This is a genomic window from Stenotrophomonas sp. 62841_Sma (assembly GCF_056482945.1).
The window spans coordinates 2,231,833-2,247,589 of sequence record NZ_CM151224.1; the positions used below are offsets into that span (position 1 = coordinate 2,231,833).

General features: G+C 67.9%; 14 protein-coding genes. All 14 read right to left on the reverse strand.

Annotated elements, in window-relative coordinates; all coding sequences use genetic code 11:
- Positions 1 to 95: 95 nt before the first annotated feature.
- Entirely contained in the window at positions 96 to 2,345 is a 2,250-nt protein-coding gene (locus ACZK5G_RS10400; protein ID WP_478466300.1) for a methyl-accepting chemotaxis protein, read from the reverse strand.
- 352 nt (positions 2,346 to 2,697) lie between these two features.
- Positions 2,698 to 4,686, reverse strand: coding sequence for a chemotaxis protein CheA (locus ACZK5G_RS10405; protein WP_032129224.1), 1,989 nt, complete (start codon positions 4,684 to 4,686; stop codon positions 2,698 to 2,700).
- 45 nt (positions 4,687 to 4,731) lie between these two features.
- Positions 4,732 to 5,097: a response regulator gene (locus ACZK5G_RS10410; protein ID WP_005409521.1), complete on the reverse strand. Its 366-nt coding sequence runs from the start codon at positions 5,095 to 5,097 to the stop codon at positions 4,732 to 4,734.
- Positions 5,094 to 5,402 carry an STAS domain-containing protein gene (locus tag ACZK5G_RS10415; RefSeq protein WP_014037092.1) on the reverse strand — a complete coding sequence of 103 codons (309 nt, stop codon included), beginning with the start codon at positions 5,400 to 5,402 and terminating at the stop codon, positions 5,094 to 5,096. The genes ACZK5G_RS10410 and ACZK5G_RS10415 overlap by 4 nt, the downstream gene beginning before the upstream one ends.
- Positions 5,403 to 5,687: 285 nt before the next feature.
- Positions 5,688 to 6,890: a chemotaxis protein CheW gene (locus ACZK5G_RS10420; protein ID WP_478466302.1), complete on the reverse strand. Its 1,203-nt coding sequence runs from the start codon at positions 6,888 to 6,890 to the stop codon at positions 5,688 to 5,690.
- Positions 6,887 to 7,669: a ParA family protein gene (locus ACZK5G_RS10425; protein ID WP_005413243.1), complete on the reverse strand. Its 783-nt coding sequence runs from the start codon at positions 7,667 to 7,669 to the stop codon at positions 6,887 to 6,889. Before ACZK5G_RS10425 ends, ACZK5G_RS10420 begins: the two co-directional genes overlap by 4 nt.
- 4 nt (positions 7,670 to 7,673) lie before the next feature.
- Positions 7,674 to 8,690, reverse strand: coding sequence for a flagellar motor protein MotD (gene motD, locus ACZK5G_RS10430; protein ID WP_032129222.1), 1,017 nt, complete (start codon positions 8,688 to 8,690; stop codon positions 7,674 to 7,676).
- Position 8,691: 1 nt separating this feature from the next.
- Positions 8,692 to 9,432: a flagellar motor protein gene (locus ACZK5G_RS10435; protein WP_010482457.1), complete on the reverse strand. Its 741-nt coding sequence runs from the start codon at positions 9,430 to 9,432 to the stop codon at positions 8,692 to 8,694.
- Between the two features lie 101 nt (positions 9,433 to 9,533).
- Positions 9,534 to 11,366 (reverse strand): chemotaxis protein CheA, encoded by a 1,833-nt coding sequence (locus ACZK5G_RS10440; RefSeq protein WP_478466303.1) that lies wholly within the window; start codon positions 11,364 to 11,366, stop codon positions 9,534 to 9,536.
- Positions 11,367 to 11,368: 2 nt separating this feature from the next.
- Positions 11,369 to 11,974 carry a protein phosphatase CheZ gene (locus ACZK5G_RS10445; protein ID WP_006442968.1) on the reverse strand — a complete coding sequence of 202 codons (606 nt, stop codon included), beginning with the start codon at positions 11,972 to 11,974 and terminating at the stop codon, positions 11,369 to 11,371.
- Positions 11,974 to 12,366 carry a chemotaxis response regulator CheY gene (gene cheY, locus ACZK5G_RS10450; RefSeq protein WP_006365466.1) on the reverse strand — a complete coding sequence of 131 codons (393 nt, stop codon included), beginning with the start codon at positions 12,364 to 12,366 and terminating at the stop codon, positions 11,974 to 11,976. Before cheY ends, ACZK5G_RS10445 begins: the two co-directional genes overlap by 1 nt.
- A 57-nt stretch (positions 12,367 to 12,423) precedes the next feature.
- The gene (locus ACZK5G_RS10455) at positions 12,424 to 13,167 is read right to left on the reverse strand and encodes an RNA polymerase sigma factor FliA (RefSeq protein ID WP_049401180.1); all 744 of its coding nucleotides are present in this window, start codon (positions 13,165 to 13,167) and stop codon (positions 12,424 to 12,426) included.
- On the reverse strand, positions 13,164 to 14,051 hold the full coding sequence (locus ACZK5G_RS10460; RefSeq protein ID WP_049401182.1) for a MinD/ParA family ATP-binding protein: 888 nt from the start codon (positions 14,049 to 14,051) through the stop codon (positions 13,164 to 13,166). The genes ACZK5G_RS10455 and ACZK5G_RS10460 overlap by 4 nt, the downstream gene beginning before the upstream one ends.
- Positions 14,038 to 15,660, reverse strand: a complete 1,623-nt coding sequence (gene flhF, locus ACZK5G_RS10465) for a flagellar biosynthesis protein FlhF (protein ID WP_478466305.1) — start codon at positions 15,658 to 15,660, stop codon at positions 14,038 to 14,040. Before flhF ends, ACZK5G_RS10460 begins: the two co-directional genes overlap by 14 nt.
- Between the last annotated feature and the right edge of the window lie 97 nt (positions 15,661 to 15,757).

Genomic DNA, 15,757 nt, shown 5'->3' on the forward strand with positions numbered 1-15,757 from the left:
CACTGTGCCCGATTATGAAGTGAGAATTGCATCACTTTCCATGCGTCAGGGGTCGGATCCCTTTCCCGAAGGAAAGGGATCCGACCCCGGGTACATCAGAACTCCTGCCAGTCGCCGTCTGCGGCCAGCGCCGGCTGGGCCGTCGCCGTGCGCAGCGTACGCGCCGGGACCGGCTTTGCGGCCGGTGCGGCGGCTGCGACCTGGCGCGGTACCGGTGCCGCCAGCGGGCGTGCCGGGATGGCCGTCGTGCCCTGTGATGCCAGCCGGAAGCGGGCCACGGCTTCACCCAGCTGCACGGCCTGGTCTTCCATTGCACGTGCGGCAGCGGTGGCTTCTTCCACCAGCGCAGCATTCTGCTGGGTGGTCTCGTCCATCTGCACCACGGTCTGGTTGACCTGCTCGATGCCGGCACTCTGTTCCTGCGACGCTGCGGAGATCTCGGCCATGATGTCGGTCACGCGCTGCACCGAGGCGACGATCTCGCCCATGGTGCTGCCGGCCTGGTGCACCAGGCTGGAGCCTTCGGCGACCTTGCCGACGGAGTCGTCGATCAGGCCCTTGATCTCCTTGGCGGCCGCAGCCGAGCGCTGGGCGAGGGTGCGCACTTCGCTGGCGACCACGGCGAAGCCACGGCCCTGTTCACCTGCGCGGGCAGCTTCCACTGCAGCATTCAACGCCAGGATGTTGGTCTGGAAGGCGATTCCGTCGATGACCGAGATGATCTCAGCGATCTTCTTCGACGAGGCTTCGATGGCCGACATGGTCGTGACCACCTGGCCGACCACTTCACCGCCCTGCGAGGCGACGCCATGTGCGCCTATGGCGAGCTGATTGGCCTGGCGGGCGTGCTCGGCGTTCTGGCGCACGGTGGAGGTCAGTTCCTCCATCGACGCGGCGGTTTCTTCCAGATTGGCGGCCTGCTGCTCGGTGCGGCGCGACAGATCGCTGTTGCCCGACGCGATCTCGCCAGCGGCGAGGGTGATGCTGGACGCGCTGGCCTGGATCTGGCCGACGATCTGCGTCAGCTGCGCGACGGTGGTGTTGGCGTCGTCACGCATGCGTGCGAACACGCCGTTGAACTGGCCGTCCATGCGCGCGGTCAGGTCGCCGGCGGCGATCGACTGCAGCAGCTGCGAGAGCTGGCCGAGGTTGCCGTCGGCGACCTGCATCATGCTGTTGAGCTGCTCGATCATCACGCGGAAATCGTGATCGAAACGCTGCGCATCACCGCGCTGGCTGAAGTCGCCGGCGGCAGCCGCCGAGGCCAGCTGCTGGATCTGCGTGTTGATGGCCAGCAGGCTGGCCTTGGCCGCATCCATCGACTCGTGCAGGATCGCGCGGCTGCCGGGCAGGCGGCGTGCGTCCGGAGCGAGGTTGCCGGTGGCGTACTGGTTGAGCACGTCGATGGCATCGCGGATCGCGTCGAGATGTTCGAAAATGACCGTGTTGATACCGCTGGCCAGCTGCCCATAGACGCCCGGGAAGTCTTCCGGAATGCGGTGGCTGATGTCTGGACCGGCGTGCATCTGCGCCATCAGCTGGGTCTGCTCGGAGAAGCGGCGCAGCATCGCGGTCATTTCGGTAGTGGCGGCCAGCATCTTGCCGGCTTCGTCCTTGCTGGTGGCCTGGGTGCTGACGCTGAGATCGCCACGGGCAACGGCCTGGATCGCGTGCACGGCCTTGCCGAGCGGGCCGGTGACGGCGCGCGAGATGACCGTCGCCAGCGCGGCCGCCACCAACGACAGCAGCACGATGCAGCCGATGATGGCGATCATGCTGGCGCGGTGGGTGGCATTTGCATCGGCGATCTTGGCATCCATCAGGCCGGCGATATGGGTGCCGAGGGTCTTCATCGCAGCGAACAGGTCACGGCGGGCCGGGCGCGACTGTTCGTCGGAGATCTGCCGCGCCAAGGTGCCGTCGCCTGCCGCGACGGCTTCGCGCATGGCCTTGTTGGCAGCGAAGTAGCGGTCCAGCTGCACGTTTGCCGCAGCGTACAGCTCGCGCTCCTTGGCCAGGGCTGGCAGTGCCGAGTAGGCGGCCAGTTCGTCATGTACGGCCTTGGCGGTGCCGTCCATGCGCTTGTAGTAGTCGGCCACCTTGTCAGGCTGGTCGAGCATGCTCAACAGAGCCAGCTCGTAGGTGCGGAACTCGCCGAGTTGCGAGCGCGCCTCGCCGAGATGCTGCACCGAGGGAATATCGTTGCTGGCCATCTCGCCCAGTTGCTTGTTGGCCTCGTTGAGCCGCAGCAGTGCGAATGCGCCGAGGACGAGGGTCATCAAGGTGGTGAGGGTGAACCCCACGGCCAGCTTGCGGGCGATGGGCAGATCGTGGAACCACTTCATGCAGGGTGCTCCAGGTGGGCAGGGCGCCGGCGTCGTTGCGTCGGCTGGGGGTGGTTGCAGAGCGAACGGTGGTGCCCGGTGGGGGTTCGGTGACGGCCGTCAAAGCGAAATAGCGGCGCAGTTCGGATGGACTTTATGGACGCAGATCACATTCGGTTGCGTAGGGATGACGTCGCGAAAGTGGTGCCATGACAGGGCTTTCGCTTGAGCGGCAAGGTTGCGCCCGAAACCTTCGTGCAGACGGAGTTCACGGTATGCCTGGCGAAGCGAGCGCGGTCAGATCGTGGCCGTGCGCGCAAACAAAAACCGCCGCCCCGAAGGGCGGCGGTTCAGTACACGCATGCAGTATGGGTCAGGCGGCCTGCGGCATCCGCAGCGAACGCACCAGACCGCCGATGTCGACGATCAGGGCCACGCGGCCATCGCCAAGGATGGTGGCACCGGATACCCCGCCGATGCGGCGGTAGTTGTTCTCGATGTTCTTCACCACCACCTGCTGCTGACCGACCAGCTCGTCCACTTCCAGCGCAATCTTCTGGCCATCGCCTTCGACCACCACCACCAGCGATTCGCTGCCCGGTGCGCGGTTGCCGTAGCCGTAGTACTCGCTCAGCGACAGGATCGGCAGATACTCGCCACGCACGCGCAGCACGCGGCCTTCGCCGGCCATGCTGCGGATGTCCTCGGCCTGCGGCTGCAGGGCCTCAAGCACATAAGCCAGCGGCAGGATCAGGGTTTCACCGGCCACCGCCACGGTCATGCCGTCGAGGATAGCCAGGGTCAGCGGCAGCCGGATCAGCGTGCGGGTGCCAGCGCCGAGGCTGCTTTCGATCTGGACCTCGCCCCCCAGCGCCTGGATGTTGCGGCGGACCACGTCCATGCCAACGCCACGGCCGGACAGGTCGGTGACTGCATCGGCGGTGGAGAAGCCCGGCTGGAAAATCAGGTCCCAGACCTGCGAATCGGTCGGGTTGTCCGGCACCGCCAGGCCGCGTTCGGTGGCCTTGGCCAGGATCTTGGCACGGTCCAGGCCGCGGCCGTCGTCGCTGACTTCGATGACGATATGGCCACCCTGATGCGAGGCTGCCAGGGTGATCGTGCCGGTCTCGTCCTTGCCCGCACCGCGACGTACGTCGGGCATTTCCAGACCGTGGTCGATCGAGTTGCGCACCAGGTGCACCAGCGGATCGGCGATCTTTTCGATCAGGCCCTTGTCCAGTTCGGTGCCTTCGCCGACGGTGCGCAGGCGTACCTGCTTGCCGAGGCGGCTGGACAGGTCGCGGACCAGACGCGGGAAGCGGCGGAACACCGCATCGACCGGCAGCATGCGCACGCCGATCACCGCTTCCTGCAGGTCGCGGGTGTTGCGTTCAAGCTGGTCCAGGCCGGCGAACAGGCTCTCGGCGTGGACCGGGTCCAGCGCGTGCGAGACCTGCTTGAGCATGGCCTGGGTGATGACCAGTTCGCCGACCAGGTTGATCAGTGCATCGACCTTGTCGACGCTGACCCGGATCGAGGTTTCGGCTTCCTGGCCGCCAGCGCTGCTGGCAGCGGCGGCGGGTGCCGCCGGTACAACGGCAGCCGGTGTGGAAGGGGCGGGTGTAGCAGGTGCCTCGGTGGCCAGGCTCGGCGGCGCAGCCGGACGGATGTCCAGTTCGCAGTCGTCCAGCACCCAGGCGAAGGTGTCTTCGATCTTGCTGCGCGGCACCTTGCCGACCAGGCCGAGATCCCACGCCAGGTGGGCCTCGAGCGGGTCGAGCTGGGCGAAGCCGGGCAGGCGTTCCATGCGCGCGGCGACCTGCAGCGAACCCAGGTGCTCAAGTTCGCGGATGATGCGCAGCGGGTCGTTGCCGCTCATGAACAGCGATGGCGCCGGGGTGAAGCCGATCTGCCAGGCTTCCGGCGTATCGTCCACCTTGGCTGCGGCGGCCGCGGGGGCGCTCGCTGCGGCCTCGCCGGAAAGAACCGCCTCCAGGCGCGCCTTCACCGCAGCAACTGCGGCGGGATCGGCGGCCTGGCCGTGTTCGGCTTCGCGCAGCAGGGCGCGCAGCACGTCCACCGAGGACAGCATGGCGTCGACGGCATGGCCTTCCAGCGCCCGCTTGCCGGCACGCAGCTCATCGAGCAGCGTTTCCAGCACATGGGTCAGGCCGGCGATCGCATCGAAGCCGAAGGTGCCGGCGCCGCCCTTGATCGAGTGGGCGGCGCGGAACACCGAATTGATGATCTCCGCGTCCTGCTGCCCCGATTCCAGGGCCAGCAGGCCAGCCTCCATCGCGTCGAGGCCTTCGCGGCTCTCCTCGAAGAAGGTGGCGTGGAAGCGTTGCAGGTCCATGCTCATGGCAGTGGTGGTCCGGAAGCGAAGAGGGGGAGCGGTGGCGGGCGATCAGCCCAGCACTTTCTGCACGGTGGCGACCAGCTGTTCCGGATTGAACGGCTTGACCAGCCAGCCGGTGGCACCGGCGGCCTTGCCTTCGGACTTCTTGTCGGCGGCCGATTCGGTGGTCAGCATCAGCAGCGGCGTGAACTTGTAGTCCGGCAACTGGCGCAGTTCGCGGATCAGCGCGATGCCGTCCATGTTCGGCATGTTGACGTCGGTGACCACCGCATTGAAGCGCTGGCCCTTGGCGCGACCGAGCGCGACCGCGCCGTCTTCAGCTTCTTCGACGGCAAAACCGGCCGAGGTGAGGGCGAAGGACACCATCTGGCGCATTGACGCCGAATCGTCCACCACCAAGATACGTGCGCTCATGCAGCGTTCTCCACAGATTTCAGGTTGTCATGGGTTACGTCCAGGCCCAGGGCCTGGGTGACGCCCAGCAGGCGCGCGGCGTCACGGAAGGTTGCAGTGCAACCGTGGAAGCCGGTGCCGAGGCCTGCCTCGCGGCGGGCCTGCACGAACGCACACAGCACCTGCACGGCGGCTGTGTGGATGCGGGCGACCTGGCTGGCATCCAGGGTCAGCTCGCCTGCCTGCGCCACCAGCGGGGCGAGGCGGTTCTTGAGCTCGGTGGTGCTCTCGATGCCGAGATCCCCACCCAGTTCGACAGTGCTCATCGTTGCTCCGGACAAACGGTTCCGTGATCCATAACGGCACCCCGGCGGGGTTCTTTAGGGGAATCGACGCGGTGCGTCGATGCGGGCGCTGTTGAAAAGGGGACGGAGGGGATTAAGTCGCAACTGGCTCGGCGCTTTGCGCCGATGCGGTGCCTGTCGGGGACGCAAGGCGTTGATCCGTTGGATCAATACCTTACGTCCCCACTGCGTGGTCGCGGTTGCCGAGGGTGGCTGCGGGAGCGCCTGGTCGATTGCGACTTAATCCCCTCCGTCCCCATTTTTCGTTCAACTCAACAACCGGGTGGCATCCAGCAGGATCATCGGGCGCTGGCTGACCCGGGCGACGCCACGGAACAGGTCGTTGGAGATCTGGCAGATGCGCGCGGTATCGGGCGGTTCGATCTGCGAATCGGTGAGGTTGGCGACATCTTCCACTGCCGACACGCGAAGGCCGATGGTCTCGCCGTCTTCCTCCAGCACCACGATGCGGGTCTGTGAGTCGTCTTCGGCGGCTGCGGCGCCCAGGTGCAGGCCAAGGTCCATCACCGGTACCACCTGGCCACGCAGGTTCATGATGCCCAGCATGGCCGGCGCAGTGCCGCGCAACGGCAGCAGCGGCACCGGCAGCACCACTTCCTGCACCTTCAGTAGTTCCAGTGCATAGGCCTGGGTGCCGCAGCGCAGGCGCAGCCAGCGCGAGGTGCGCTCGCCGGCGCGTCGGTTCTGTGGATGCGGGCTGCTGGCGGGCCGATGTGCCTGTGCCTGCAGCTCCTGCCAGCTGCTCGGGCGGTGGCCTGCTGGCGCGTCCACGGCCACGCGCGGGGGCGGCGCGGCATCGGTGCGCGCAACTGGAGCGGGTGCTGCGACCACGGCCGCTGGTGGCGCAGGAACGTCCTCGCCGCCGGCAGCGGCCTCGAACGCGGCCTCCAGACCGGGGCTGTCGGTGTGGGCGAGTCGATGGCTGTCGGCCGGATCGGTCTCGTAGATCACTTCGTCCGGCAGGTCGTCCCATGTAGGTTCCGGGCCGGACTTGGCGGTGGCGGGAGCAGGGGCCGTCTCGTGGATCACCTCGTCAGGCAGGTCATCCCAGGTCGGTTCGCGCTCGGGGGCGGCGACAGGCATTGCGGCGGCCTCGAAGGCGGCCTCCAGTGCTGCGTCGTCCTCTGCCGCGGCAGCAGCAACAGTCTCCGTTTCGTAGATCACTTCGGCGGGCAGATCGTCCCAGGTGGGCTCGCGCTCAGCCGTTGCGGCCGCGTCGAAGGCGGCTTCGAGTGCGGCGTTGTCGACGGCAGGCGCAGCGGCGACGGTCTCGGTTTCGTAGATCACCTCGGCCGGCAGGTCATCCCAGGTCGGCTCGCGTTCGGCGTCGGCTGCAATTGCTGGGCACGCTTCGTCGCTCGCCGGCGGCGGTGCAGCCGGTGGTGCCACGGCGATCGCTTCGCCCAGCAGTTCGTCCAGGTAGTCGTCCAGTACACCGGTGCTGTTCATGCGGCCTGCTCCAGGGCGCGGGCATCCTCGCCGAGGATCCAGTTCAGCGCGCGGCGATAGGCGGCCAGGCCGCGGCCCGGGTAATCCTCACCAACGCTCGGCAGGGTAAGGCCGGCGGCGTTGCTGATGCGGGTGTCGATCGGAATCGCGTCTTCCCACACACGGGTGCCGTGACGATCCTGCATCGTGCGCAGCGACTCGTTGCCGGCGCGGGTGCGGCGGTCGAACAGGGTCGGCAGGATCGAGATCGGCAGCGGGCGGCGGCGCGAGCGTTCGACCATCTCGCCGGTGCGGACCATGCCATCCAGGCCATGCAGGGCCAGCGGCTCGGCCTGGGTGGGGATGATCAGGCGATCGGCTGCGGCCAGCGCATTGATCATCAACAGGCCGAGGGTGGGGGCGCAGTCCAGCAGGATGTAGTCGTGCTGGCCCTGGTGGCGCGCAAGCGCATTCTGCAGTGCCAGGCCAAGGCCAGGCTGGTTGGCGCTGCGGCGTTCCAGCGTGGCCAGCGCGGACTGTGCGCAGACATAGTCCAGGCCATGGATGCTGCTGGCATGGCACAGGCTGGAAAGATCGGCGGGCGGGGCGCCGAACAGCTCCAGCACGCCAGCCGGCGGCGGGTCCACCGGTACGCCGAACGCGCGGCTGAGCGAGGCGTGCGGATCGAGGTCGATCAGCAGCACGCGATGGCCAAGTGCGGCCAGTCCGCGGCCGAGGGCGAGGGTGGTGGTGGTCTTGCCGACTCCGCCCTTCTGGTTGGCGACTGCCCAGATGCGCATCGGATTACTCCTTCATTGCCGGGGGAACGGCGGCGCCGACGCGGCTGCCAGCCGGCACCGGCGGCAACTTCACCGGTGCGATGGGGGAGGTGGGGGCGGTAGCCGGAGTTGCCGCGGCTTGTTCGGTATCGGTGTTCCGGGTGGCACCGGTGGCTGCGTTCAGGCGCTGGCCGAGCGGGTCCACCGAGTGCGAGGTGTCGGCCAGGATGATGACCATCACCCGGCGGTTGCGGTTGCGGCCCTGCGCGCTGTCGTTCTCTTCGCGCGGGCGGAACTGGCCGTAGCCGACCATCGCCAGCCGCGACGGCTGCACGCCCTGGTCGGCGAACAGGTGCACCACGCTGGCCGCGCGCCCGGCCGACAGTTCCCAGTTCGACGGGAAGGTGGCGGTGGCGATCGGTACGTTGTCGGTGTGGCCTTCCACGCGCACGCTGTTGGGTACGTCGCGCAGGACCTCGGCCAGGCTGGCCAGGGTCTGCCGCGCATGCACGTCCAGCGCGGCCGAACCGGTGGGGAACAGGATGTCGCTGTTGATCTCGACTTCGATCCACAGCTCGGTGCGGCGCACGCTGATCATGCCGCGGTCGATCAGCGGCGCGAGCGCGGCGGTGAGGCGGTCGGCGATGCTGTTGAGCTGGCGCTCGGCGCGCGCGATCTGCTCCTGGTTGTGCACCGAAACAGGCATGCGCATCTGCGAGGCCATCGACGGCAGCAGGGTCGGGTCGTGCGACGGCGCAGGCGCCGAGGGCCCGATCTTGGTGCCGGACTTGATCACCGAGGGGCTGTCCCAGCCGCCACCCTGCACCTGCTTGTTACCCACCTGTACCGGATTGATGGTGCGCGGCGCGCCCCCGAAGGCATCGGTCAGCGCGTCGGCCATGATCCGGTACTTGCCTTCGTTCACCGAGGAAATCGCGTACATGACCACGAAGAAGGCGAGCAGCAGCGTCATCAGGTCGGCATAGGGGATCGCCCATGCTTCGTGGTTGGCGTGCTCTTCGTGGTGCTTGCGGCGGGCCATGTCAGTGCAGGAAGCCGGAGAGGTTGGTTTCGATGTTGCGCGGGTTTTCGCCCTGGGCGATCGAGATCAGGCCTTCGATGACCATTTCGCGGTCGCGGGTGTTGTGCGAGATCACACTCTTGAGCTTGGCGGCCACCGGCAGGAACAGCAGGTTGGCCGAGGCGATGCCGTAGATGGTGGCGGTGAACGCTGCGGCGATGCCGTGGCCGAGCTTGCTCGGGTCGGCCAGGTTCTTCATCACCGCGATCAGGCCAAGCACGGCACCGATGATGCCCAGTGTCGGTGCATAGATGCCCATCGCTTCGAAGACCTTGGCACCGGCCTGGTCCTGGTGTTCCTGGCTGCCCAGTTCGATTTCCAGCATGTGCCGCATCGATTCGGGTTCGACGCCGTCCACCAGCAGCTGCAGGCCCTTGCGCAGGAACGGGTCCTGCTGTGCTTCCACCTGCGATTCCAGGCCCAGCAGGCCCTGGCGGCGGGCGATGTTGCTCCACTCGACGATCTGCTGGATCAGTTCGCGGCGATCGCTGTGCGGCGGGCGCACGACCCAGCGCACGATCTTGAAGGCATGCTTGAACACCGCCGGCGAGGTATGCAGCAGGATCGCGGCGACGGTGCCGACGATGACGATCACGAACGCCGCAGGCGACCACAACGACGCCAGGCCGGCGCCCTTGAGGATGCTGCCGCCGACCAGCGAGGCCAGGGCGAGAAAGAGTCCAATGAGGCTGAGTCTATCCATGGTTCCGGTATCGGCGTGTATGAATGGGACTTGAGACACCGGTAGATCGCGTACAGACGGTGGTCACAGTTTTCGGGGCGCCGGGCATGGCCCGGCGGGGGTCATCGCAGCCCGTCCACGTCCAGGATCAGCGCCATGCGACCATCGCCGATCAAGGTTGCACCGGCATAACCGCGCAGGCCGCGCAGCGCTTTCGGCAGCGGCTTGATGACCACTTCCTCACGCCCGCGCACCTGGTCCACGACCAGCCCGAAGCGCGCTTCGCCGGCCTGCAGCACCACGATGGTCAGCAGCGACGAGGCGGCCGGCGTCACATCCAGCCACTGGCGCAGATCGACCAGCGGCAGCGTGTGCGAGCGGCGGTCGAGCACGGCACGGCCATCGAACCAGCCCAGCGAGGTGCGCGGCGCGTGCAGCACTTCCATCACGCGGGCCAGCGGCAGCGCATAGACGTCCTCGCCGGCCTGCACCAGCAGGGTCGGCAGGATCGCCAGGGTCAGCGGCACGCGGATCAGGAAGCGGCTGCCACGGCCCAGTTCCGACTGGATCTGGATCTGGCCGCTCAGTTCGCGGATGCGTGACTGCACCACGTCCATGCCGACGCCACGACCGGAGATGTCGGTGACCTGCTGCTTGGTCGAGAAGCCGGGCAGGAACACCAGGTGCAGGCACTCCTCGCTGCTCAGGCGCGCGGCGGCTTCCGGATCGATCAGGCCCTTCTCGCGCGCCTTGGCACGCAGCTTTTCTGGGTCGATGCCGGCGCCATCGTCCTGCACCTCGATGCTGACGTAGTCGCCTTCCTGCTGTGCCGACAGGCGCACATGGCCCATCCGTGGCTTGCCCTGTGCCTCGCGCAGGTCGGGCATTTCCACGCCATGGTCGATGGCGTTGCGGACCAGGTGCACCAGCGGGTCGGCCAGCGCTTCGACCAGGTTGCGGTCGAGCTCGGTCTCGGCGCCGATCAGTTCCAGGTCCACTTCCTTCTTCAGCGAGCGGGCGACGTCACGGGCAACCTTGGGGAAGCGCGAGAACACCTTGCCCACCGGCTGCATGCGGGTGCGCATCACTGCCGACTGCAGGCGGGCGGTGGCGATATCCAGAGTGGACACGGCCCGGTCCAGCTCTTCATCGCGCAGGCGTGCACGCAGGGTCTTGAGCCGATTGCGTGACAGCACCAGTTCGCCGATCAGGTTGACGATCGCGTCCAGGCGCTTGGTGTCCACGCGCACGGTATGTTCGGCCTCGGCCAGCGGCTTGGCGGCCGGCTTCGCCGCCGGTGCCGGTGCGGCGACCGGGCGCGGCGCTGCGATCGGTGCCGGTGCCACCACGGCCGCAGGCTTGGTGCCCGGTGCCGCGCCACCGTGCAGCTGGTCGAGCAGGGCTTCGAACTCGTCTTCGCTGATCAGTCCGTCGTCGGCCTTCTTCGCTGGCGCGACCGCGGTCGGCGCGTTGCCACCATGCAGCTGGTCGAGCAGAGCCTCGAATTCGTCGTCGGTGATCAGGTCGCTGCCACCCGCGGTGGGTGCGGCGGCGGCGGCGGGTGCAGCCACGCCACCGCCGTGCACGTCGAACTGTGCGATCAGGTCCGGCGGCGCATAGCCCGGCTCGGTGCCGGAGGAAACCGCGTCCAGCATCGACTGCAGGTAGTCCAGCGATTGCTGGGCCGCGTCGAAGTGGTGGGCCTGCAGCACGGCCTGGCCGGCACGTGCGGCGCCCAGCGCCTCTTCAGCGGCATGGCACAGCTCGACCATGGCGGTGACGCCGAGGAAGCCGGCGCCGCCTTTGAGCGTGTGGTAGCCGCGGAACACCGCGTTGAGCTGGTCGCTGTCCTGCGGTGCCTGCTCCAGCGACACCAGCTGTTCGCCGAGGCGATCCAGGATCTCCTGCGCCTCGATGATGAAATCGGCAGTGATGTCGTCGGATACCGCGCTCATGCTTACAGCCCCAGATCCGACAACAGGTCGTCGGCGTCGTTCTGCGAGACCGCGTGGCGGTCCAGTCCCTTCAGTGCCGGCCCGGCCAGTTCCGGGTCGGTGCGATGCTGTTCCGGCGGCAGGCCGAGCGCGCCGAAGCCTTCGTGCACGCGGCGGACGATGCCGACCACGCGACGGATGATCTGCCCGGTCAGGTCCTGGTAGCTCTGGGTCAGGGCGATCTCGGTCAGGTTGTGGCGGATGCGCTCGAGCTGCGCGTCCTGGCCCGGCTGCAGGCCTTCAGCGCGCAGCTGTTCGGTCAGGCTGCGGCATTCCTCGGCCAGGTCCAGGGTGCGGTGCGTCGCCTGTTCGGTCATCGCCACCACGTGGTCCAGTCGCGCGCAGGCGTCGTCCAGTTCGCCGGCTTCGCTCGGCACGGTCGGCAGTTCGCCCAGCGCCTGTCCCAGCTCGCGGGCCAGCCGCGAGAGGCCGCTCATCATCGGCTGCGTGCGCAGCGCGACCAGCCCATCGATGCGCTGCCGCCAGGCGGCCTCGTCACCGGACTCGAGTGCGTCCAGGGCCTCCTGCAGGCGCAGGGCGAGGGCGTTCTTGTCGACCGTGGTATCCATCAGGCGCTGGCCGCCAGGCGTTCGAAGATCTTGCCGAGCTTCTCTTCCAGCGTCTGCGCGGTGAATGGCTTGATGATGTAGCCGTTCACGCCGCTCTGGGCGGCTTCGATGATCTGCTCGCGCTTGGCTTCTGCGGTGACCATCAGCACCGGCAGGGTCTTCAGCTTGGCATCGGCACGGATGGCCTTGAGCAGCTCGATGCCGGTCATCACCGGCATGTTCCAGTCGGTGACCACGAAATCGAACGGCTGGCTCTGCAGCAGCGACAGCGCGGCATGCCCGTCCTCGGCTTCGGCGGTATTGGTGAAGCCCAGATCGCCCAGCAGGTTCTTGACGATTCGACGCATGGTCGAGAAGTCGTCGACGATCAGGATGCGCATGTTCTTGTTCAAAGCAGAATTCCTTTGTTGTTCATTCCGGACGGCCGGGGGCAGCCGCCTCGGGGATGTTCATTCTTCGAGGCCTGCGTCGGCAGCCTCGAACAGCTTCAGCCGGCCACGCAGGCGCAGTACCGCCTGGCCGTGGATCTGGCAGACCCGCGACTCGCTCACGCCGAGCACCGCGCCGATCTCCTTCAGGTTCAGTTCCTGCTCGTAGTACAGCGAGAGCACCAGTTGTTCGCGCTCGGGCAGGTGGCCGATGGCCTTGCCCAGCTCGCGACCGAACTCGCCGCGCTCCAGTACCTGCTGCGGGGTCGGCCCGCCCTGGGCGACGGTGTCCAGCTCGCCCTGGTCCTCGATGCGCGATTCCAGGCTCAGCACCTGGCCACGTGCAGCGTCTTCCATCAGCCGCAGGTACTCAGGCAGCGGCATCTCCATCGCGGCGGCCACTTCAGTGGCGCTGGCGGCACGGCCACTGCTCTGTTCCAGGCGGCGGATGGTGGCGGCGGCATCACGTGCACGGCGGTGCACCGAACGCGGGACCCAGTCACCACGGCGGATCTCGTCGATCATCGAACCACGGATGCGGATCGAGGCGTAGGTCTCGAAAGAAGCACCCTGGTCGGCGTCATAGCTGCGCGAGGCTTCGATCAGTCCCATCATGCCGGCCTGGATCAGGTCGTCGACCTCGACGCTGGCCGGCAGGCGCGCGGCCAGGTGGTGGGCGATGCGCCGCACCAGGTCCGAATGCTGGGCGATGACTTCGTTTGCCGCCGAGCGCTGCACTTCCCTGTACTGGGCTGCGCCTTTCATGCCGTCACCCCACGCTGCTTGAGGATGCGTTCGAGGAAGAACTCGACGCCGCCACGCGGTTCGGTCGGCGCCTGCCAGCGCGCGGTACGGCGCGCGATCTCGGTGATCGCCAGCGCCGCCGGGCTGGACGGATAGGCCTTCACCACCGGCTGCTGGCGCTGCACCGACAGGCGCAGCCAGTCATCCTGCGGCACGCAGCCGAGGTAGTTCAGCGAGACATCGGCAAGGAACTTCTCGCAGACGCGGGTCAGCTTCTCGTACAGCACGCGGCCCTCGTTGGGGTCGCGCACCATGTTGGCCACCACCTGGATGCGGTCCACGCCGCGCTCGCGCGACAGCACCTTGATCAGTGCGTAGGCGTCGGTGATCGAGGCCGGCTCGTCACAGACCACCACCACGGTGTCCTGTGCGGCCTGGCAGAAGGTCAGCACGCCATCGGTGATGCCCGCGGCAGTGTCCACCACCATGATGTCCAGCTCGCGCTCCAGCTCGGAGAACACGTTGACCAGGCCAACGTGCTCGGCCGGAGCCAGCTCGGCCATGTGGCGGCGGCCGGATGCGGCCGGGACCACCAGCACGCCGTTCGGGCCTTCGACGATGACGTCATCCAGCGTGCAGCGGCCGGCGACCAGGTCGGCCAGCGTAAAGGTGGGGTTCAGCCCCAGGATCACGTCGATGTTGGCCAGGCCGAGGTCGGCGTCCAGCAGCAGCGTGCGCTTGCCCATGCCAGCCAGTGCCACGGCCAGGTTGGCCGACACATTCGTCTTGCCCACGCCGCCCTTACCGCCAGTGACCGCAATGGTGCGCACAGGGCCGAGCGGCTCGCTGCGGGTGGCCGACAGCGGGAAGGTCTTGGTCAGCTTGGCGTACTCACGCGACGGCATGGTTCAACTCCGGGTTGCAGGGCATATCGGCCGCGCGGCGCAAATCTTCAAGGCGAAGTACAAGATTGGCTGCACTGGCCCGGTGCAGGTCCTCCGGGACGTCCTGGCCATCGGTCACCCAGGTGATCGGCAGGGCATGATCCACGGCCACCGACAGGGCGTTGCCGAAGCGGCCGGTCTCGTCCAGCTTGCTCAGTACCAGGCCCTGCAGGTTGGCGGCGCCGAAGCGGCGGACCACCTCGTCCATGTCGCCGAAGCTGGTGTTGGCCGGCAGCACCAGCAGGGTGCGGACCTGGCGCGCGGCACGCAGCCACTGCAGCTGGGCGGCCAGGGCGCGGTCGCGCGGGCCCAGGCCGGCGGTGTCGATCAGCACCAGCTTGTAGTCCTTCAGGCGTTCCAGCAGCTGGTCCAGGTCGGTGCCGCTGTTGGCCTCGTGCACCGCGATGCCGAGCTGGCGGCCGTAGCCGTACAGCTGCTCGCGGGCACCGATGCGGGTGGTGTCGGTGGTTACCAGGGCCACGTCACGCGGCGCGTGCTTCTCGGCGAAGCGCGAGGCCAGCTTGGCGATGGTGGTGGTCTTGCCGGCGCCGGTCGGGCCGACCAGGGCGATCACACCACCTTCTTCCAGCGGGTCGACCGGGGCGATCGGCAGCTTGCGCGAAATCAGCCCCAGCATCAGGCCGCGGCCACGGTGGGCCTCGGTCTCCAGCGGGATCTGCATGGCCACGTCGCGGGCGAGGCCGGCATCGAAGCCATACTCGTCCATCAGGTCCAGCGCGGTGGCGCGCACCGGGCAGCCGCGCAGGCGCTCGTCGGTGAAGCGGTTCATCTCGCGCTCGATCACATGGCGCATGCCGGCCACTTCCTGGCGCAGCTGGCGGATCTCGGCGTCGTCCTGGGCCACCAGGGTCAGTGCCGGGGCTGGGGCCAGCACGGGGGCAGCGCCGGTTTCGTCGCTGGCTTCGACCGGTGCCGGTCCGCTGGCAACGATCCCGGGCTGCGCTTCGGTCACGGCAGCGGTCGGCAGCGGCGGCGGCTGCACAGCCGGGGCCGCGTTTTCGTGATGCGCCTCGTGCGGCGGATCAATCTGGAAGCGGGCGCGGTTGGCCGGTGCGGCGGTGCTGAGCGCCGGTGCGACGATGGCTTCGGCGAACGGAGCGAAGATCTGATCCGGCAGCGCCGGTTCGTTGACGGCGGCGCGTGCCAGGGTGGCGGCGAAGCCGGTGCTGCCGCGGGTCGGCACGATCTCGTCGGCGCTGTCCAGGGTGCGGCCGGTGGCGCCGACCGCAGCGCGGGCGAGGGCAGCCACGGCCGAGGTGGTTGCGGCGACCGGTTCCGGTGCCGGGGTATTGCTGCGGCGGCGGGTGACCGCGGCGATCACCGCGTCGGCGGCGGTGCGCGGCTTCGGCGCCGGCGGCGGAGCGATGTCACGACGCGAGGCTTCCAGTGCACGCTGCACGGCGCTCTCGTCGTAGTTGGCGGCGGCGACGATCTCGATGCCTTCCTCGATCCGGCGGTTGGACAGGATCACGGCGTCAGGACCATGTTCCTTGCGCACCAGGTTCATGGCCGAGCGCATGTCGGCGGCGACGAATCGTTTGATTTTCATGCTGTGGTCACGGGACGAAGACGGCGGGGTGGCGGTCGGAGAACTCGGGTGGTCGGTGGTCTGCACGGTGCGGGTTCCCCTTGGTATCTGTCTGTTG